Annotated in this window: 16 protein-coding genes; 11 read left to right on the top strand and 5 right to left on the bottom strand. The window is 67.9% G+C overall.

Features of this window, described 5'->3' with window-relative positions; translation table 11 throughout:
- Window positions 1–112 precede the first annotated feature (112 nt).
- Both ACLQ3F_RS27135 and nhaA read right to left on the bottom strand, forming a co-directional pair.
- Window positions 113–4,150 carry a discoidin domain-containing protein gene (locus tag ACLQ3F_RS27135; RefSeq protein ID WP_425852208.1) on the bottom strand — a complete coding sequence of 1,346 codons (4,038 nt, stop codon included), beginning with the start codon at window positions 4,148–4,150 and terminating at the stop codon, window positions 113–115.
- Window positions 4,151–4,724: 574 nt separating this feature from the next.
- Window positions 4,725–6,659 (bottom strand): Na+/H+ antiporter NhaA, encoded by a 1,935-nt coding sequence (gene nhaA / locus ACLQ3F_RS27130; protein WP_425852207.1) that lies wholly within the window; start codon window positions 6,657–6,659, stop codon window positions 4,725–4,727.
- Between the two features lie 174 nt (window positions 6,660–6,833).
- Between nhaA and ACLQ3F_RS27125 the strand changes: the two genes are divergently transcribed.
- The 4 genes from ACLQ3F_RS27125 to ACLQ3F_RS27110 are packed head-to-tail and all read left to right on the top strand — an operon-like array spanning window position 6,834 to window position 9,109.
- Window positions 6,834–7,274, top strand: a complete 441-nt coding sequence (locus tag ACLQ3F_RS27125; RefSeq protein WP_425852205.1) for a YbaB/EbfC family DNA-binding protein — start codon at window positions 6,834–6,836, stop codon at window positions 7,272–7,274.
- Window positions 7,261–7,581: a type VII secretion target gene (locus ACLQ3F_RS27120; protein ID WP_425852204.1), complete on the top strand. Its 321-nt coding sequence runs from the start codon at window positions 7,261–7,263 to the stop codon at window positions 7,579–7,581. The genes ACLQ3F_RS27125 and ACLQ3F_RS27120 overlap by 14 nt, the downstream gene beginning before the upstream one ends.
- Complete coding sequence (locus ACLQ3F_RS27115) at window positions 7,578–8,771, top strand: WXG100 family type VII secretion target (RefSeq protein WP_425852203.1); 1,194 nt, start codon at window positions 7,578–7,580, stop codon at window positions 8,769–8,771. Before ACLQ3F_RS27120 ends, ACLQ3F_RS27115 begins: the two co-directional genes overlap by 4 nt.
- Window positions 8,768–9,109 (top strand): hypothetical protein, encoded by a 342-nt coding sequence (locus ACLQ3F_RS27110; protein WP_425852202.1) that lies wholly within the window; start codon window positions 8,768–8,770, stop codon window positions 9,107–9,109. Before ACLQ3F_RS27115 ends, ACLQ3F_RS27110 begins: the two co-directional genes overlap by 4 nt.
- 232 nt (window positions 9,110–9,341) lie before the next feature.
- Here the strand turns inward: ACLQ3F_RS27110 and ACLQ3F_RS27105 are convergent, their stop codons facing one another.
- The 3 genes from ACLQ3F_RS27105 to ACLQ3F_RS27095 all read right to left on the bottom strand — a co-directional run bounded on the left by ACLQ3F_RS27105 (window position 9,342) and on the right by ACLQ3F_RS27095 (window position 10,712).
- Window positions 9,342–10,070, bottom strand: a complete 729-nt coding sequence (locus tag ACLQ3F_RS27105) for a CBS domain-containing protein (RefSeq protein WP_425852200.1) — start codon at window positions 10,068–10,070, stop codon at window positions 9,342–9,344.
- Window positions 10,071–10,161: 91 nt separating this feature from the next.
- The gene (locus ACLQ3F_RS27100; RefSeq protein WP_425852198.1) at window positions 10,162–10,413 is read right to left on the bottom strand and encodes a hypothetical protein; all 252 of its coding nucleotides are present in this window, start codon (window positions 10,411–10,413) and stop codon (window positions 10,162–10,164) included.
- Window positions 10,410–10,712: a DivIVA domain-containing protein gene (locus ACLQ3F_RS27095; protein WP_425852196.1), complete on the bottom strand. Its 303-nt coding sequence runs from the start codon at window positions 10,710–10,712 to the stop codon at window positions 10,410–10,412. Before ACLQ3F_RS27095 ends, ACLQ3F_RS27100 begins: the two co-directional genes overlap by 4 nt.
- A gap of 225 nt (window positions 10,713–10,937) precedes the next feature.
- Between ACLQ3F_RS27095 and ACLQ3F_RS27090 the strand changes: the two genes are divergently transcribed.
- The 7 genes from ACLQ3F_RS27090 (at window position 10,938) to ACLQ3F_RS27060 (ending at window position 18,042) form a co-directional block, all read left to right on the top strand.
- Window positions 10,938–11,825: a helix-turn-helix domain-containing protein gene (locus ACLQ3F_RS27090; RefSeq protein ID WP_425852194.1), complete on the top strand. Its 888-nt coding sequence runs from the start codon at window positions 10,938–10,940 to the stop codon at window positions 11,823–11,825.
- Window positions 11,818–12,021, top strand: a complete 204-nt coding sequence (locus tag ACLQ3F_RS27085; protein WP_425852192.1) for a DUF397 domain-containing protein — start codon at window positions 11,818–11,820, stop codon at window positions 12,019–12,021. The genes ACLQ3F_RS27090 and ACLQ3F_RS27085 overlap by 8 nt, the downstream gene beginning before the upstream one ends.
- 156 nt (window positions 12,022–12,177) lie before the next feature.
- Window positions 12,178–14,841, top strand: coding sequence for a TIR domain-containing protein (locus ACLQ3F_RS27080; RefSeq protein ID WP_425852393.1), 2,664 nt, complete (start codon window positions 12,178–12,180; stop codon window positions 14,839–14,841).
- A gap of 14 nt (window positions 14,842–14,855) precedes the next feature.
- Entirely contained in the window at window positions 14,856–15,779 is a 924-nt protein-coding gene (locus tag ACLQ3F_RS27075; protein WP_425852190.1) for a radical SAM protein, read from the top strand.
- On the top strand, window positions 15,776–16,351 hold the full coding sequence (locus ACLQ3F_RS27070) for a hypothetical protein (RefSeq protein WP_425852188.1): 576 nt from the start codon (window positions 15,776–15,778) through the stop codon (window positions 16,349–16,351). The genes ACLQ3F_RS27075 and ACLQ3F_RS27070 overlap by 4 nt, the downstream gene beginning before the upstream one ends.
- Entirely contained in the window at window positions 16,332–17,237 is a 906-nt protein-coding gene (locus ACLQ3F_RS27065; protein ID WP_425852186.1) for an NUDIX hydrolase, read from the top strand. Before ACLQ3F_RS27070 ends, ACLQ3F_RS27065 begins: the two co-directional genes overlap by 20 nt.
- A gap of 301 nt (window positions 17,238–17,538) precedes the next feature.
- On the top strand, window positions 17,539–18,042 hold the full coding sequence (locus ACLQ3F_RS27060; protein ID WP_425852184.1) for a hypothetical protein: 504 nt from the start codon (window positions 17,539–17,541) through the stop codon (window positions 18,040–18,042).
- The last annotated feature ends 161 nt before the right edge of the window (window positions 18,043–18,203 follow it).

The following is an 18,203-nucleotide window of genomic DNA, read 5'->3' as shown; positions in this document are numbered from 1 at the left end:
CTCGGTCCCGAGTCGAGGTGCGGTTACGGACCTAAACACCCGCATCAGGTGGCCGCGCACGGGCTGACGGTGGGAAGCGGAGCCGCACGGCACCGCTTCCCACCGCGTACCCCTAGGAGTTGTACGCCTGCGCGGTCACAGTGACCTGGCGGGCGAGGCCCGACCGGGCCGGCCAGGAGATCCGCACCTCACGGCTCTCCCCCGGCAGGAGCCAGAAGTAGTTGTCGTCGTAGCGGGCCGGCAGGACCCGCTCACCGCTCTTGTCGCGCACGGCGAGCCGCACCAGGGCGGCGACCGTACGACCCTGGTTGCGGACCGTCGTCGTGACGGTGTTGCGCCCGTCCACGACGCGTACGGTGCTCGACGACGTCGACAGGCGGGTGCTCGGCAGGTCGTTGAGCGCCCGCAACTGCTCGGCCTTGTCGTAGCGCCAGTAGGTGTTCTCCGCGACCAGCCGGTCCCGGCTGTCCCGCAGCTCCAGTCGCACCAGGTGCAGCCCGCCGCCGTTCGGCGCGGCGAGCGCGAAGGCCGCCGTGGTATCCGAGCGGGCCACGTCCACCCGCTGACGTTGGGGCGAACCCAACGAACGGCCGCCCAGGTCGTAGCGTCGGGCGCTCACCGTGACCCCGCTCAGCGGGGCGGCGGTGTGGTTGACCACCCGGACCTGCCAGGTGCCCGGGTCGGCCTGGACGTGCACCGGCTCGCACCCCTTGCGGGCGCCGTAGTAGGCGCCGTTCACGTCGAGGTCGTAGTCGTAGGTCTGCCAGACCGTGCTGTGCCACGCCGGGTGCGACATCCACAGCAGCAGACCGGTGGCGTCCTGCCACAGGTTGGCGTTCCACGCCTCGAACATGGCGCGGTGGCTCTCGTAGTTGACGAACTGCGCCCGGGTGGCGAACTCGTCGAGCGAGGCGGACTCACCGAGCCGCGCGTCGATCGCCGCCTGGTACGTACCGACACGCTGGTTACCGATGGTCGACCAGTCGTGGTAGTTCCACACCTCGCCGATCGGCCACTCCGGCGCGTCCCCGACGAGGTTGCGCATGCTCTCGACCACCGACACCACCGGCATGCCGATCTCGGTGTGGAAGCCGAACGAGTCCGCCTCGTAGATCGTCTTGTCGGTGTATGTCGTCGGGTCGACCCAGCCGTACGGCCCACGCCCGCTCACGATGCCGCTGGCGGAGTTGGGAATGTAGAGGATCTCGGGGTGCTCGGTGGCGACGGCCTGCTTGAGCCCGGCGTCGACGATCGGCGGCGGGTCTCCCTCGTTCGCGCCGCACCAGACGACGATGCTCGGGTGGTGGCGGAACCGCCGGATGGTGTCGGCGGCGATGTCCACGTAGCCGGGTGGGTTGGGCAGGAACCCGCCCGCCTGCCAGAAGTCGTTCCACACCAGGATGCCCTGCTCGTCGCAGGCCTGGTACAGCTCCTCACGGTTGCTGCTGCCGAGCCAGTTGCGGATCATCGTGAAGTTCATGTCGCGGTGCATCTCGACCGTGTCGGCCAGCCGGTCGGGCAGCACCCGCCGCAGCAGCTCGTCCCAGCCCCAGTTGCCGCCCCGGGCGAACACCGGCACGCCGTTCACCGTGATCTTCAGCTCGGTGATCTTGTTGCTGACCGCCTTGACGTCAGTCCAGCGCTGCCCGTCGTCGGAGACCTGGATGACGAAGTCGCGGGCGTACGCCTGCTCCCAGACGATGGTGACCTGGTCGAAGCTGACCGGAGCGCCGAGGTCGACCTGGATCCACTGGTTGTCCTCGAACTGTGACGACCAGCGGGTCCGGGGGTTGCCGTCGACGGCCCGGTCCGGGCCGTTGGAGTCGCCGTCGGACGACGACGCGGTGGCGGTCCGGCGCAGCGCCAGGTCGACGTCCGGCTCGGCCTGCCGCTGCACCGACAGCGCCCACATGGACACGCCCCACGAGGTGACCCGCGCGCCGGTCTGGATGCGCAGGTGCTGCGCGGTCTGGCTGGCGAACGTCTCGACCTGGGTGGCGCGGCTGCCCAGCGGGGTGTCGTTGCTGACCGACGTCACGTCGCTCCAGGCGTCCCCGTCGGAGGAGACCTGGACGCGGTAGTCCAGCGCGTACGCCTGCTCCCACACGATGGTGACCCGGTCGAAGTCGACCGCCGCGCCGAGGTCAACCTGGATCCACTGGTCGTCCTCGGCCTGCGAGGCCCAGCGGGTCGCCGCGTCGCCGTCGACGGCCTTGCCGGGACCGTTGCCGTCGTTCTCCGAGGACGACGCGGTGGCGTCGCGGCGCAGGGCGAGATCCGGGCCGGTGCCGTCGGCCACCGACAGCGAGAACATCGAGATGCCCCAGCCGGTGGCGCGCTGGCCGGCCTGGATACGCACGTGCCGAGCCTGCTGCCGGTCGAACGTGACCATCTGGGTCGCCGCGCCGTCGACGAACTCCAGGGCGGGCTTGCCGGGCGGCGAGATGACGATCGGCTGGTGCCAGTCGTAGGCGAACTCGCGGACACCGAAGCGGAGCGCACGCCGGTCGCTGACCGAGCGCTTTACGGTGGCGGTGAGCGTGAGGTCGTACAGGTGGGGGTCGCCGTAGCCGTTGGGCCACCAGAGTCGGGGGTTGCGCAGCCGCAGCGCACGGAAGCGCTCCGGCGCGAAGGTGACTGTGGTGCTCCCACCGGCGGGGACCGTCACCGTGGACTCGACGCGGACCTTGTCGAACTCGGCGCGGACGGTGACAGTGGTGGCGCTGGTCGCCGCGTTGCGGACCGGCACCCGGATGGTGACCTCGGCGGTGTCGGTCTTCGGCAGGTCCGGCAGCGTGGTCTGCACGTGCGGGTCACCGATGACCACCGCGCCGGTGCTGCGCAGGCGGACGTGGTCCCAGAGGCCGGTGACCCGGTCGCGCACGGCCGGCATCCAGTCCCACCCGGACACCGCCAGGTAGGTCGGCGCGTCAAGGTAGTGGTGGGCCGACTGGAGGAAGGTACGACCGTCGGGGCCCTTGTCGCCGGGGGTGCCCGGGTGCGGCATCGGGGTGACCCGGACGGCGAGGACGTGCTCGCCACTGTGGCCGGCCAACGCGTCGGTGATGTCGAAGGCAGCTCTGGCGAACGGGTGCTTGACGCTGCCGACCTGCACGCCGTTGACCCAGGCGGTCGCCTCGTGGTTGATCCCGTCGAACTCCAGCCAGATCCGTCGGCCGGCCGAGGTGTCCAGGTCACGCGGCAGCCGCAGCGCGCGCCGGTACCACCACGTGTGCCTGGACAGCGCCTCCGGGATGCGCATGTTGTTGAAGCCGGCCACCGGGTCGGGCAGGTGGCCCTGCTCGACCAGGGTGCCCAGCACGGTGCCGGGCACCGTCGCCGGCAGCCAGGACCTGACGTCGACGCCGGCGCGGGAGAGCTCGGCGCCGTCGGCGGTGCCGGCGAAGTCGTCCATCGTCAACGACCAGCCCGACTCCAACGGCACCGTGCCGTCGGCGGCGACCGTCAGTTCGGGCGCCGGGCCGGTGTTGCCGCCCTCCCAACTGGTCCAGCCCTCGGCCTTCGGCCGGCCGGCCAGCGGTACGCCGTAGACCTGGAAGCCGTTGAGGCCCACCGGGTTGCTGTTCGAGCGCTTCGTGGCGGTCATCCGGATCCACCTGGCGGTGACCGGCTCGGGCAGCTTGATGGTCTGCGCGCCGCCCCGGCCCTCGCTGGTCTCGTACACCGACCGCCAGGCACGGCCGTCGGTGGAGACCTCGATCCGGTACGCGGTCGCGGCGCTGGAGAGGATCTCGTCACCGTCGGTGTCGGTGTAGTTGCCGTCGAACGGCCCGTCGTCGAGCGTGGCCTCGAAGACCAGGGAGACTGCCTCGATCCGGCACAGCGCCTGGAGGTCCACCGAGATCCACTGTGGATCGCCGTTGGCGGCGCGCCATCCACTCCCCCGGACGCCGACCTGCGGCAGGCCGTCCACCGCGAAGGTGGCCGGCGTCGGCGCGTAGTCGGTCGAGGAGACCGCCACCGGGCGGTACCGGGCCAGGTCGGTGGCAGTGGGGGTGGCGGTCGGCGGCGGCACGGCGGCGGCGGACGCGGGGGCGTTCGGGAGGGCCGCGGTCACCCCGACCGACGCCAGCAGCGTCGCGCCGGCAGAGAGGAAGGTACGCCGGGAAATCGGCGATGGCTCGGACATCTTGCCTCCAGACATGACAACGTTGTCAGGTAGCGGGGGTCTGTGACAACGTTGTCAGATGGTCGCCCGATGTTTCTCCGGAGTCAAGGGTCCGAGTCGATCGTGATTCCCGAACACGTTCCGCAGCTGTTCCACTTCGGACATCGACAGGCGGCTGCTGACCTTCCTGGTGATCGGAATCGGCCAGGCGGTCTCCATCATCCCGACGACCCGGACGGCGTCGCGTCCGGTCTCGTCAACGTCGCCCACCAACTCGGCACGGGGGCGGGCTATATGGGCGCTGCCTTTGGAGCTGATGCCGCAAACGATTCAGATCCTGTGTGCCACGGTGATGCCACAAACGATTCAGCTCCAAAGGCGCCGAACAACACCTCCTCACCCCGCGACGCTCCCCGCAGGGCGGGGGCGGATCGGAGGTCACGGCGGCAGTTCCATTGATGCGGCGACGCCGCGACTCCCGGAAGGTCAGCGAGGCGTCGACCCGTACCCGGGATCGTGGCGGCACCGCCGACGGCCGGCAGGTGACCACGGCGCCCGTCGACCACCTGGCCCGGGACGACCGCGCGCAGGACGGTCAGCTCGCCGGGCCGGTCCCCCGGCGGCCGGGGTCCCGAGGGTGGTACTCGGGGCGGAGCTTCGCGCTCGCGAACGCCGCCTTCACCGCCGCCGAGAGCGCGGCCATGTCGTACGCGCCGTGGTGCCGCCGGCCGTTGATGAAGAAGGTCGGGGTGCCCGTGACACCGCTGAGGTCGGCCGAGTCGACGTCCTCGGCGATCCGGTCCACGCCCATCCGCTTCACCATGTGCTCCCGGAACCCGTCCAGGTCCAGGCCGAGCTGTTCGGCGTAGCCGAGCACGTCGGAGGGGTCGAGAGCGTCCTGGTGATCGAGCAGCAGGTCGTGCATCTCCCAGAACGCGCCCTGCTCCCCCGCCGCCTCGGCGGCCTCGGCGGCGAGTTGGGCATGCGGGTGGACGTCCGTGAGCGGCAGGTGCCGCCAGACGTACCGGACGTTGGCGAAGTCCGCCAACAACTCCCGGACCACCGGCTCGGCCTGCCCGCAGTAGGGGCACTCGAAATCGCCGTACTCCACCACCGTCACCGGCGCGTCGAGCGCCCCCCGCATGTGGTCGCGGTCCCCATCGACCGGCAGCATCAGGTCGATGATCCCCTCGGTGACGCCCAGCAGCGCGCGGGTCCGCCGCGCCGGCGAGAGTCGACCGACGGACCGGAACACCAGCCAGGTGACGACTGACGCGCCGAGCGTCGCCACGAGGATGCCGAACTTCGCCTCGTCCAGGGCAGGGCCGCTCAGGGCGTGGGTGGCGATGAGGAGGGCGACGGTGAACCCGATGCCGGAGATCGTGCCGACCCCCGCGACCGCGACCCAACCGACGGGTGGCCGGAACCGGTTGCCACTGAGCCGGGTCACCAACCACGCGGTGGCCACGATCCCGGCCGGCTTGCCGACGACGTACGCGACCACGACCCCCAGCGTGACCGGGGAGGTCACCGCCCTGGCCAGCAGGTCGCCGTCGATCACGAGGCCGGCGTTGGCCAGCGCGAACAGTGGCACCACCAGGTAGCTCGCCAACGGGTGGTACAGCGTCTGCAACCGCTCGTTGGGCGACAGCGCCGAGGTGAGCCCGGCCCGGGCCATCCGGGCCAGTTGCGGGGTGGGCTGTTCCCGAAAGAGGCGGAACTGGTCGCTGGCCCGCTGCAGGTCGCCGCGGCCGGGATCGTAGGCGTAGGTCAGCAACCCCATCACCAGGCCCACAGCGACCGGGTCGACACCGGACATCGAGACGGCGAGCCAGGCCGCCACCCCGAGCAGCGCGTAGACCGGCCCGAACCGCACCCCGCAGCCCCGGACGAGCAGCACCACGCCGAAGATCGCCGCCGCGACGACCAGGGCCGTCAGCGAGGGATGATGCGGGTACGCGATGGCCAGCACCGCGATAGCCACCACGTCGTCGACGACGGCGACGGTCAGCAGGAAACCCCGCAGCCGTTCCGAGAAGCGTGGCCCGAAGACAGCGAGGGCGCCGAGCGCGAGCGCCGTGTCGGTGGCCATCACCGCACCCCAGCCCGCCGCGGTGGTGTGCCCGGCGTTGATGGCGAGGTAGATGGCGATCGGCACGAGCATGCCGCCGACCCCGGCCAGCATCGGCAACGCCAGGCGACGCCGTTCCCGCAGCTCACCGATGTCGAACTCGCGGCGCAACTCCAGCCCCGCGACCAGGAAGAAGAACGTCATCAGGCCGCTGTTGATCCAGGTGCGCATGTCGTGCGCCACCTGCCAGTCGCCGAGCCGGACCGAGAAGGGAGTGCTCCAGACCGACTCGTACGACGATGCGCTGAGGTTCGCCCAGACGAGGGCTGCCACCGCGGCGATCAGCACCACCCGCGCGCCGCCGGTCTCGGTACGCAGGAACGAGCGCAGCGGAGCGTCGAACCGCCGGTCCCAGATGGTTCGGGCGGACCACCCCCGCTGCGTGTTGTCGCTCGTCACGGAAACAATCTTCGTCGCCCTGGACCGTCACGTGGTCCGGATTGCCACTCCTCCTCCGCGAACACGTCTCCTTGGCGGCACCCCCGCCGCGTCGATCTTGCAGTTTCAGTCGCCGAGATGCAGTTCATTCCTGTGGGCATGCACGCAGTGCGACTGATTGGTAGCGTGCCGGTGATGTTGCCGGTTGTCGCCGGCAGCGGTCCCCTGGGGAGGGTCGACGTGTGGGCGGACGACGCTGCGCTCGACGCGGCGGAGCGCCGGCTCGACGAGTGGGAAACGTCGCTCGCCGAGCGGGCGACACGGGCCAAGACCCTGTCGGCGACGATGCGGGGTCTGACCGGCACCGCCCACAACACCGACCGGACTGTCGACGTCACAGTCGACTCAGTCGGCCTGCTGATCGACCTACGGCTCGACGAACGCGTCCGGCAACAACCCGCGGCGCACACCGCTCGGCAGATCCTGGAGACCACCGCTGCCGCGCGCGCCGACCTGCTTCGACAGGTCACCGTCGCAGCCACGGAGTCATTTGACGACGCGAGCGCCCAGGCCATCATCCACTCGTACCGCAGCCGGCTCCTCCCCGACCAGGGATCGAACGATGCCCGCCGGTGACGGCATCCAGGTCGACCCGGACGACCTGACCGCCCACGCGGCCCACCTCGACCGCTGCGCCAGCAGCCTCGACACCGCCCGGCAGGCAGGCCAACACGTCCGACTGGGCGCCGACGCCTACGGGCAGCTCTGCGCGATGATGCCGGTGCTGCTCGACGGCCTCCAGCGCACCCTGCTCGACAGCATCGGCGCCGCCGCCGCATCGGTACGGGACACCGCCGGCAAGCTGCGGGTCGGCGCCGACCGATACCGAAGCTCCGACGCCCACGCCAAGCAGCTACTCGACGGGGTGCGGCGGCACAGGTGACGTCGAACCCGCTCGTCGCCGCCGCTGCGGACACCCCACCCAGCGCCTGGGCGGGCGTGTGGATCTGCGAGGACATCGAACTCATCGCCCAGGGCGTCCGCACCGGCAGTTGGATCGACGGCAGCCTCGGCGTCGTGAGCGCCGGCCTGGACGCCCTCGCCCTCGTCTCCGACCCGGTCGGCGCCCTGCTCCAGTACGGGATCGCCTGGCTCATCGAACACGTCAAGCCACTCAGCGAGGCGCTGGACTGGCTCGCCGGCGACCCGGCGCAGATCACCGCACACGCGCAGACCTGGCGCAACGTCGCCGGGTCGCTCCGCGACGACGCCGCCGAACTGGCACGCGCCGTACGAACCGACGTCGCCGGCTGGGGCGGCAGCGCCGGCCCCGCCTACCGGGCCTGGACCTCCGAACAGCAACAGGCCATCACCGGCCTCGCCCAGGGCGCCGACACCATGGCCGCGATCACCGAAGGCGCCGCCGGCCTGGTGGCCGCCGTCCGACTCCTCGTCCGCGACGCCATCGCCGCCTGCGTGTCCCGCATCATCGTGTACGCGGGCGAACTCCTCATCACCGGCGGACTGGCCGCGCCGCTGGTCGTGGAACAGGTCACGACCTTGGTGGCGTCGTGGGGCGCGCGGATAGCGCGGTTGCTGCGCGGGTTGCTGGCCAGCCTGCGGCGGTTGATTCCGGAAATGCGCCGGCTCGGCGACCTCATCGAGAAACTCAAGCAAGTCCTCAGCCGACTCCTGAAAGGTGAGTCGCCACCGAGCCGGAACGCACCAGAGCCTGAGCCGCCTCGCGAGACCCCCGGCCATGCGGTGACGGAGCAGCAACGAGTCCACGATCTCGGCATGGACCCAGCCACCGGAAGGTTTCGTCCGGGCGAGGCGGAGACGGCGGTCCGTTTGGAGCAGGAATTGGGCGTGCGGCTGCAGCGAGCTCCGGCGGACTCCTCTGCCGACTGGGTCGACGAGGCCGGACGGAGCTACGATGCGGTCGGCAACTTTCCGGCCCAGTTCTTTGACCGGCAGTGGCCGCAACTGCAGTATCAGATTGAGCGACATTTGGAGAAAGCAGACCTGGTGCCGGTGGACGTCGCGAAGTTCACCCCGCAACAGGTGGCACGCATCGAGCAGTTCGTTACGGACCGGGGCCTCGGTCCGCGAGTATTCATTGTGGGGAAATGATGGCTGGCCTCATCGTGCTGAGACCTGGCGTCGACTGGACCGCGACCGGGGGGTTGTTCGACTGGACGCTGGAGTTCCTGATCTCTCGGCTCTCGAACCGGCAGGCCGCCGGCGCCCTCCAGGAGATCGTCGACAACAACCTCGGGTCGCTGTGGATCGCCGACCTGCCCGCCCCAGCACAGCGGGAGATCGTCGGCCACTGGCGCAACGGACTCGTCACGGCTGGCGAGCAGCAGCTGCCGGATACCGAGCACAAGGTCGACGTCATTCGCCATCTTCAGGAGTTGGTGGACGCCACCTACTCCGCAGGGTTTCCCGAGACGCAAGACCCTGGGTAGTCAACGGGACCATGCGCCTCTGCCGCCACCGCGGCCGGCCGCAGGATCACCAGTTCCCGCAAGGAAGGATGACAGCTTGGAGCTGTACGACTTGGCGAGCTCATCAATCTGCTTGACGGCTTCAACCTGGGATCGCTCGCGGGCTGACCGTCGTCGATGCGGTTAGCGGCGCCGCTGGATCGGACTCCTGGGTACCGAACCAGCGGCGCGCATCCGCTTGGCCTACGGGTGCTCACGCAATGGCAAGGGCGGCGGTCAGCAGCGGAAGGTCGTAGGGGGCGACCAGCCGCAGCGGCTTGTCTGTCCGTCGGCCGTTCTCAGTGATGATGAGCGCCGTGCTCAACTGGCCGGCCTGTCTTCCACTGCTCAGCCGTTCGATCGCCTCGACCGCGGTGATCGCCCGGGGCACCAGAACGGCGTTCTCGCCGGGCTCGGCGAACCTCAGCACGTGGCTGACCGGTTCTTCCTCGGCGAGGCCCGTGTTCCTGGTCAATTGGTCGGCGAGCCACCGAGCTATGGCATTAGTGGTCAGGACACCGGCGTAACCGTCGCTGTCGTACACGGGCAGCTGCGAGAAGCCGAGCGTCCGAACCAGGTCCAGCGCGGTGCCCACCGGGTCACCCGGACACACCGTGCGTACCTCGCCATGAGGTAGAACGTGCAGCGCCCGCGGTGGTTCGAGCATCAGCTGTCGGAGCCGCTCGATCTCCTGGACGACTACCTCGACCGGCTCGGCGATCGGCCGACCACCGTAGTAGGTGCCGTGGCTGATCGCGTTCCGCAGCGAGGCGAACGCGACCAACGCGCTCTTGTGTTGACTCGGCAGTCGCTTCTTCTCGGCGTATTCCCGAGCGAGCTGGGTGAAACTGATGCGCTCGTCGGCCTTGAGGTCGCCTCTGATGTGCTTCTCAATGTCGTTGAACGCCGCGAGGAACCGCGAGCCGAGCGTCGTGATCGTCACTGGCGGAGCCTGTCATAGCCCGCGGCGCGTACCGGGACGGCCTTGGGTGCTGTTTACCTACTCACATGCCGACGGCGCTCATTCGCGCCCTTCATCGGCGCAAGCGGCGGGAGCAGTCGCCGTCGTGGCCCTCGCGCAGGAGGCAACGCCGACCGCCCAGCAGCCGTAAATCGCAGAAGACCCGGTGCCGGACGAGCTGATGGTCCTCTTCGGAGACGGTGGTCTCCCCCGGGTCCGTCATCGGCAGCACCAGCATCCACCGGCCGATGACCCGGGCCAGGCGTTGCGCGGCGGGCAGGTCGGTGGCGACCACGGGCAGGTGGATGACGTACCGCTGGCTCATCGGGCCTGGCCCTGCTCGTTGCGGGCGCGGGCCTGATCGGTCTGCCAGCGACGTAGGCCGGCCTTGATCCGGGCGGTCTCCCGGCGGCTCTCGGCGAGAGCGGCGTAGACGGCGGCCATGTCGACGGCGACCCGGTCGAGGAAGGCGTACACGTCGTCGGGGTTCAGACCGCGACGTCCGAACCCGACTGGCGCAAAGCGGCGCTCACGGACCTGCCACGGCAACAGACTGGTGTACGCGGCGGAGCGGTAGGTCGCGCCGCCGCGCGGCGGCTCTGGTCGCTGGTTGCTGACGTTCATGTCTGCCTGCCTTCCCGCCGCGCAGGGATCTTCGGGGATGCACGGCGGCCGTTCGGGGGGACCGGCCGGCCGCCGTGCTGTGATCAGCCTGCGACAGTCCGCAGTGGAAACACAACGTTCCACACCGCAATTTCGCCGTTGTGCATTGACTTTCTTTGCTGAAACCCGTAGGAGTTGCAGGAGCGGGTCACGCAGTGTTGCGTGACGGAACCAGGGAGTGTGCGGATGCCCGACGACATCGGATCGACAGTGCCGCGCCGGCAACTCGGCCGGCTGCTGCGACAGTTCCGCAACGAGGCCGGGGTGACGCTCGACGCCGCCGCCGACGCCCTCGAATACAGCCGGCAGAAGATCTGGCGCCTCGAATGCGGCCAGGGCTCGGTCCGGGTGCTCGACGTCAAGGCGATGTGCGAGCTGTACGGGGTGTCGCCGGAGATGACCGAGGCGATGCGCGGGCTGGCGGCGGAGACGAAGTCGAAGGGCTGGTGGCACGCGTACGGGGATGCCGTGCCGAACTGGTTCGAGCTGTACGTCGGTTTGGAATCCGCCGCCGCCCACCTCCGCCGTTATGACGAGTCGCTCATCCCTGGACTCCTGCAGACCAAGGAATACGCCCGCGCGCTCTACCGCCTTGGCGGAATGCTGGGCGAGGAGGAACGCGAACGTGCCGTACAGGTCCGACTTCAACGGCAAGCATTACTCTTTCGGCGTTTGCCAGCAGCTCCCAGGCTTGAGTCGATGCTCTCTGAGGCGGTCCTCCACCGTGGCGTTGGCGGCTCACCGGTCATGACCGAACAGCTCGCTCACCTCATCAAGCTGTCCGAGCTACCGAACATCAGCGTCCGGGTGCTGCCACTGGCAGCAGGCCCCCAGCCCGGAGCGGTCGCGGGATCGTTCGTAATCCTCGACTTCCCGACGACCAAGGGTGGCCGCGCCGCGCCGGAGCCGTCCGTGGTCTACAGCGAGTCGTTGACTGGGGCGCTCTACCTCGATAAGCCTGACGAGTTGGCCGCCTACCAACGCGTCTGGCGAGGGCTGGATGCGCTGGCCCTCGGCGAGGCAGAATCGACTGACATGATCAAGCGGATCGCTGGGGAGATGCGGCATGACTGACCTGACTGGCGCCGTCTGGCGCAAGAGCACCCGCAGCGGCGACAACGGCGGCGACTGCGTCGAGGTCGCCGACAACCTGCCCGACGTCGTTGCCGTACGCGACTCCAAGGATCAGGCCGGTCCGGCCCTCACCTTCACCGCCCAGGCATGGGCAGATTTCATTGCGACCGCTGGACGTGGACGACGCACCAGCTAACTCCAGCCTCACCGCCGCCCACTGGCGAGCCACTACCGAAGACGACGCCGAACATCTACTCGGCGAGGTGACGACCGTCGGTGTGGAACCTGTCCAACACCACGTACGTTCGGCGCATCGCTTCGCACGTTGCGGGATTTTCTGAGTTGCCGGCCAATGTCATCCTGGACATTGTGCTCCGGCGCGCACGGCCAGTCGGCAGCCGCGAAGGATGACCGACCGCATCTGAGATCTGTGCCGCCCGCCAATCGAAACCGAATCAGTCTCGACCGGCCAGCCAGCACGATACCCGGAGTGGAGGTCGTGATGTCCCGGACAGTCCGACTTGGCGTAGCCGGAGCGGCGGCTGCCGCACTGGTCGCCGTCTTGGCACTGGCCGCGAACACGGCCACCACGAGCGCGCATCTCGCAGTCGCCGGGGGCGGCCTGTCACTTGCCACGGCCGCCGTCTTGTGGGCCGCGGCGAATGCCCGTCGACGGCCTACCGCGCCCGACGTCCCAGAATCCAGCCGAAGACGACACGCGTTCGTCAGCTACTCCCGCAGCGACATCGGGTACGTCCGACGGCTCGTCGCATTCCTTCGTGAGCTCCACATCGACGTATGGATGGACGACCAGATCCCCAACGGGACCCGATGGGACCAGGTCCTCAAGGAAAGAATTGATACAGCAGCCGTGATTGTCCTGGTCATGTCCCCCTCGGCAGAGGAGTCGGATTGGGTGAACGCTGAGGTTGATCGAGCGCGGGCCCAAGGCAAGCCGCTCTTGCCACTGCTACTCAAGGGCGACGTCACGTTTGGTCTCAGCCGCATCCAGCATGAAGACGTGACGGGCGGACGGCTGCCCAGCACGGACTTCGTACGCCTGCTGCGTGAGCTCACTGACGCCGAGCAACCACCGCGCTCGGTACCGCCACCGGATGGTGCCCCTCGACGGTTGCTCCCGATTCCCAGTGAGAAGTACGTGGATGTCGGCCAGTTCCTGGCCGGACTCGCCGATAGTCGTCACCGCCGGATCGACGTGCTCGTCGGGATCGACGAATCAGGGAAATCAACGCTGCTGCGAAAGCTGGTCATGGACTATCGCGACCAGGGCGATGAAGTTCGTTACCTCGATCTGTCTCTGATCGACTGGCACCAAGCCCTGCTGACGCAGCCGGCAGCATCTGTCGTCTTCATCGACCACCTTGATCGAATCACGGAGGGTGAACGATTTCGGGCCGCTTTCGACATCTTCGACCGGGTGCTACCCGCGCTCTTCTCGGCAGGGCTGTCCCGCCTGATCCTCGCACTCAGCACGGACTGGCGAGTGGGCTTCACCGAAGTCTACCGACTGCCACCGGAGGTGATGCTCAACAAGGCTATGCCCGACGTGCCGTTTGAGGCTCACTATCTCCGTACATATTCGGACGAGGAACTCACGGCACTCTGCGGTGAGCTCGGCCTCGACGCGGACGAATTTCGTGATGTCTCGCTTCGCCGGGCCGGAGTCCTGGCCATGGCCTCCAACACGTCTGAACAGTGGCCGCACGCGACTCCGTCTCGCATCCGTGACATATTGGCGGCGCGGTGGATCGAGGCAGGCAACGGCTCACTTGACCGGGACGCGCGCCGTGCTATGTGGGAGCTGGTGGGAGCACTTACACTGCGGGGCGAACTGTTCGTCCTTGGCCTGGAACAGCTCGCTCACCTGCTAGGCGATCGGTTCGACCGCGCGCACCTGCGCGCCCAGATCGGCGGTCCGTTGCGTTGGGAGGCCGAGCACGTGGAGCCAGACTCGCCGGCGTGGGCCGACCTCGCGGCCGCCCGGGTCCTGCGTAGTGTCATCGGCGAGCGCACCACCACTCCGATCATCACGCCGCTGCGCACTTCCGTCCTCGACACCCTGAGGGATTTGTACGATCCGGGCGACCTGACCACCCAAGTCGACCGGAAACTGACCTCCCTCGCCGGCACAGACTTCAGCGCGATGGGATACCTGGGTCCCGTTCTCGCTACGCTGCGTGCACACCTCTCCCCAGATCAGCTGCTCGTCTTCCGCGACCTGTCCTTGCAGGGCCCGGACCATTCCGAGGTGCGGACGATCGGACCGCAAGTAGCTGCCGCAGTCGAAGAAGCGCTGTTGCACGCGATGCGGCGCTCGCTGCCCGACCTCGTCCGGATGCTGAATGAAGTTCCAGCCACCGAACGCAGCGCGTACCGGGGCGGAAGTCGCATCTGGCTGACCGCTCGGTCGTGGGCTTCCGGGCTGCCACTGCGGGCCTCGGCTGAATCGACCCTCGCCGAGCTGTTGCCGCACGATAGCTCGTGGCGCTACGAAGACATCCTCGATATCGCGGTGACCGGAGCGACCACCAAGATGATGGACGGGAATGCAGCAGCGTTACACGCGTGCCTGAGCGCCCGTCATGACCAGGCTGAGCAGTACCTCGCGGACGTCTGGGATGGGGTCAACGACGGCGCGTGGGACCAGATCGACGCCACTACGCGGGCCTATGTCGCCTCACTGGACCTGCCTCCTGCCATGACCGGCAGTCTGACGGCGATCGACTGTCGACTGCAGCGCGCCCACCTGGGTGCTCAGGACGTCCAGGCGTGGCGGCTCATTGACTGCGAGTTGCTACTCGCCGACTTCCGATCATGTAGGAACGTCGAGCTGGCTGACTTCAGTGGATCCAACTGGTGGTCCGCGATACTTCCACCACCGGCGCGTTACCACCTGTCGCGGTCCTCTGCCGATCCGCGCTTCCTGGCCTGGTGCGCGGCCCCGCCATGGAGTAATCCTTACTACACGAGTCAGTGGCCCACACCCTTCGACTGAAGGGACCACATCCCATGCCCACGCTGGCCAACGAAAAGATCCGCCTGATCGTCACCGCGAAATGCAATCTCGACTGCTTCTACTGCCACAACGAAGGTCAGGCCAAAGAAGAGACCTTCATCTCTCCGGGGCAGGTCGAGGTGATCAGCGGCGCACTCGACGCAGCCTCGCTGCGGGCGTCGGAGGTCACCATCAGCGGCGGCGAGCCATTGCTCCACCCGGACTTGGCCGAGATCATCGGGCTCGCCGACACCTTCGCCGATCACGTCACGATGGTGTCCAACGGTGTCCTGGCACGCCCGGCGCAACTTGAGATCCTCGCTCGCAGAGGCCTCCGGAAGCTGCGCCTCGGCATAGATTCCCTCGACGACACGAAGCCGCGGCCGTCGCCCGGCAGGCTGGCGGCACCATTCCGGATTCAGGATCTGGTGGCTTCGGCGCGGGCGCTCGGACTTCTTGTCGACCTGAACACCGTAGTGACCCGGTATAACCGGAATCAACTCGGTGACCTGACGCGCTTTGCAGTCACGAACGGGATGTCGATCAAGTTTTTCGAGCATGTGGAGGTCGACGAGTACGGCACGGTGAACAGCGTCGGCGAAATGCTGCCGCGACCGCAGGTGCCGGTAGCGCACGTGGAGCGGCAGATCAACCAGGCTCTGGGGACTACTGTCGAGCTGGTCGCGACACCCGAGTTCGGGGAGTCCAACCTCGCGTGCTGGGTAGACGGCGTCGAGATCCGTTACTGTCGTTACCTCTGCGCGTTCGGCCTCTGCTGGCTGACCGGCACCCGTATAGATCCGCAGGGGTTTGTCTACAACTGCATGGTCAATCGAGGGCTGGACCGGCTAGGGGACCCCGCACCATCGACTGTCCTCGGCGTCCTGGACCGGGCCTCTGCCCGACCATGCAAGGCCAGGATCCGGAGCGGCTCGTGATTCTTGCTGTTGAGGGTCTGGACGGCGTTGGTAAGACCACTGTGTGCCGGCTTCTCGCCGCGCGACTCGATGCGCCACACATCGGCCTGCCACCTCCCGAACTGCTACTGAAAACAACGACTCTGTTCCGTCGTCACGACTCGCTCGCACGGTATCTCTACTACCTGAGCGCGATCGCCGCGACGGATGCCGCGGCCCAGCCGGATGTGCTCGTGATCGCCGACCGGTATGTCGCGTCGGCCCATGCGCTACACCTTCACGTGGCCGGGGAGGCCGCCCAGATCCTGCGCAATCTGCCACTTCCGGCGCCGACGCTCACGTTCTACCTCACCGCCGACGAGCAGAGCAGACGTGCCCGCCTCAGCAGTCGATCCGTGCCCCTCGACCCCTTCGAACAGGCGCTCAACGAGAGCGAGTCTTTTCGAACGGCCGTCGCGCAGCGGCTGCAGTCCGGCCCGAACACTCACGTGATCGACACGACCGGGCAGACAGCCGACGATGTGGCGGATGCCGTTGTCAAGATCTGGGACAGGGCGGTTCACTGTGGCCGGGATGCCAGCACAGAACACTAACCAGGAGTTCTACTGCGGCGTGCAGTGCATCGTGCTGCAACGCCCGCAGCATGCGGCCGCCGCGCGGGTCCTTCTCGGCCTGCGGTACCGCACGGCAGGCGAAGGGCAGTGGGCCCTGCCCGGCGGGCATGTCGAATGGAACGAGTCCCCGGTCGAGACGGCGCGGCGGGAGCTTCTTGAGGAGACTGGCCTGCTCGGGCAGGCCGCAGTCATCGGGCCGACATTTTTCACCTATGGCACAGAAATTCCCTATGCACACGTGCCTGTGCTGTTCGAGTCGACGCTCGGCACGCACCGGGTCGTACCTGAGGAGCGTTTCTCGGCACTCGACTACTTTTCGATCGATGCGCTGCCGAGGCCGCTGTTCGAACCGTCCAGACTCGCCCTCAGCGGAATCGCGACGACACCCTTCAACGCGCACTTCGGGGGGAGCACCGGCGCCTCCGTCCTGAAGGTCGACATGGCACTGCTCGACCCGGACCATCACCACAATCGCGCCTACACCGCGCTACTCCTCTGTGACCAAGCTCGAAGCACCGTCGCTTCGACATGGAGTGACCGGCAGCGGCTGGCTCGCCCGTCACAGCGCTTAAGCTATCCGACCGTTGACGAGGGCATCAAAAAGTTCCAGCAGCTCATCCGGCGAAAGCTGCGGCAGAACTACTACGTCACCGGCGTTGGCGGCGACCTGCCGGTCGAATGGATACTGGGCCTGTTGTCCAATGGCGACGACCTTCAGATCGTCAGCAAGGCACTGCTGCGACGCCTCGTCAAGGACGACGAATTCCGGCGACTCTTCATGCAGGACGCGCATCTCTACACGCCGGGCATCGGTGAGCCCCTCGACCCGCACGGCGCCAAGCAAGAGGTCTTGTTCGAGCTGTGATCCGGACTGGGTAGGTGGTTACAGCCCTCGATCAGGCGCGTCGGGAATCACCTGAGACCACAAGCGGCAGATTTCGAAGCCGCCGACCAGGGCGGTAGTGGAACACCGAGAACGAACCCGGCTGCAGGAATTGCGGATCGATGACCGAGTTCAGTCGACCCTGTCCACAATAGCGGGCGACATTTTGTCCGACATACGACCACGGCAATTCGGGCCGGATAGACGACAGCGCGCCTCTTCGCTCACCGGGCTAACCTCCTCCCGTCCGCCCAATTAGGCAGCGAGCCCGGAGGTGCATGTCATGTTCATCGTGGCGACCCAGGACCCGAACACCCGCCGTCAATCCGAGGGAGCCGAGTCGGGGGCGGCCGCGTGGGGCGCCCTCCTGCCCATCGACGCCGGGCTCACGCAGGCCGAGGCGGATCGGCAGTTGGCCACCTACCTGGCCGGGGTGCAGGCAGGTGAGCCACTGTGCATCCGCGCGCACGGCAACGACGAGGAGATCGGTGACGCCGAGGCGGGCGCGAAGGACTGGGGTTGGACCTACAAGAAGCTGGCCCGGATGCTGGCCACCCACTTGACTGCCACACCGAGCGTGGTCCTGATCCGCTCGTGCGCCGAGAAGGTCACCAACTTTCCCACGCAGATGGCGGTCCGCCTGGAGTCGAACTGGCCGGGCGCGAACCACCTCGACGGAGTCGCCATCTATGGCTACAACCTGTCCGTCAACATCAGCACGCCCGTCCCCTCGCCGCAGCAGCTGACCAAGAACGTTCAGGTGCAACCGGTCGTCGTCTCGTTGTGACCGGCGACCGCACCGCGCAATTCGCCCCGTACGCCGCTCTCTCCTAGAACTTGGGTATCCACGCGGCAAGCCGGCGCATTCGTACGGGATCTGGCCTACGCGATGCGCCGGCGTACCGAGCCTCGGCGTCAACTCGTCTGCCTGCGCTCACGCAATGACCC

Source organism: Micromonospora sp. DT15 (assembly GCF_049841475.1).
Taxonomy (GTDB): domain Bacteria; phylum Actinomycetota; class Actinomycetes; order Mycobacteriales; family Micromonosporaceae; genus Micromonospora.
This window is presented reverse-complemented; position numbering and strand designations above follow the sequence as displayed.

What these genes read in the sequence shown, in the direction of transcription:
- ACLQ3F_RS27060 (WP_425852184.1), top strand. Translation starts at nt 17,539, where the DNA reads ATGTTCATCGTGGCGACCCAGGACCCGAACACCCGCCGTCAATCCGAG.
- ACLQ3F_RS27080 (WP_425852393.1), top strand. Translation starts at nt 12,178, where the DNA reads ATGTCATCCTGGACATTGTGCTCCGGCGCGCACGGCCAGTCGGCAGCC.
- ACLQ3F_RS27110 (WP_425852202.1), top strand. Translation starts at nt 8,768, where the DNA reads ATGATGGCTGGCCTCATCGTGCTGAGACCTGGCGTCGACTGGACCGCG.
- ACLQ3F_RS27120 (WP_425852204.1), top strand. Translation starts at nt 7,261, where the DNA reads ATGCCCGCCGGTGACGGCATCCAGGTCGACCCGGACGACCTGACCGCC.
- ACLQ3F_RS27065 (WP_425852186.1), top strand. Translation starts at nt 16,332, where the DNA reads ATGCCAGCACAGAACACTAACCAGGAGTTCTACTGCGGCGTGCAGTGC.
- ACLQ3F_RS27075 (WP_425852190.1), top strand. Translation starts at nt 14,856, where the DNA reads ATGCCCACGCTGGCCAACGAAAAGATCCGCCTGATCGTCACCGCGAAA.
- ACLQ3F_RS27095 (WP_425852196.1), bottom strand. Translation starts at nt 10,712, where the DNA reads ATGAACGTCAGCAACCAGCGACCAGAGCCGCCGCGCGGCGGCGCGACC.
- ACLQ3F_RS27085 (WP_425852192.1), top strand. Translation starts at nt 11,818, where the DNA reads ATGACTGACCTGACTGGCGCCGTCTGGCGCAAGAGCACCCGCAGCGGC.
- ACLQ3F_RS27135 (WP_425852208.1), bottom strand. Translation starts at nt 4,150, where the DNA reads ATGTCCGAGCCATCGCCGATTTCCCGGCGTACCTTCCTCTCTGCCGGC.
- ACLQ3F_RS27100 (WP_425852198.1), bottom strand. Translation starts at nt 10,413, where the DNA reads ATGAGCCAGCGGTACGTCATCCACCTGCCCGTGGTCGCCACCGACCTG.
- ACLQ3F_RS27090 (WP_425852194.1), top strand. Translation starts at nt 10,938, where the DNA reads ATGCCCGACGACATCGGATCGACAGTGCCGCGCCGGCAACTCGGCCGG.
- ACLQ3F_RS27125 (WP_425852205.1), top strand. Translation starts at nt 6,834, where the DNA reads ATGTTGCCGGTTGTCGCCGGCAGCGGTCCCCTGGGGAGGGTCGACGTG.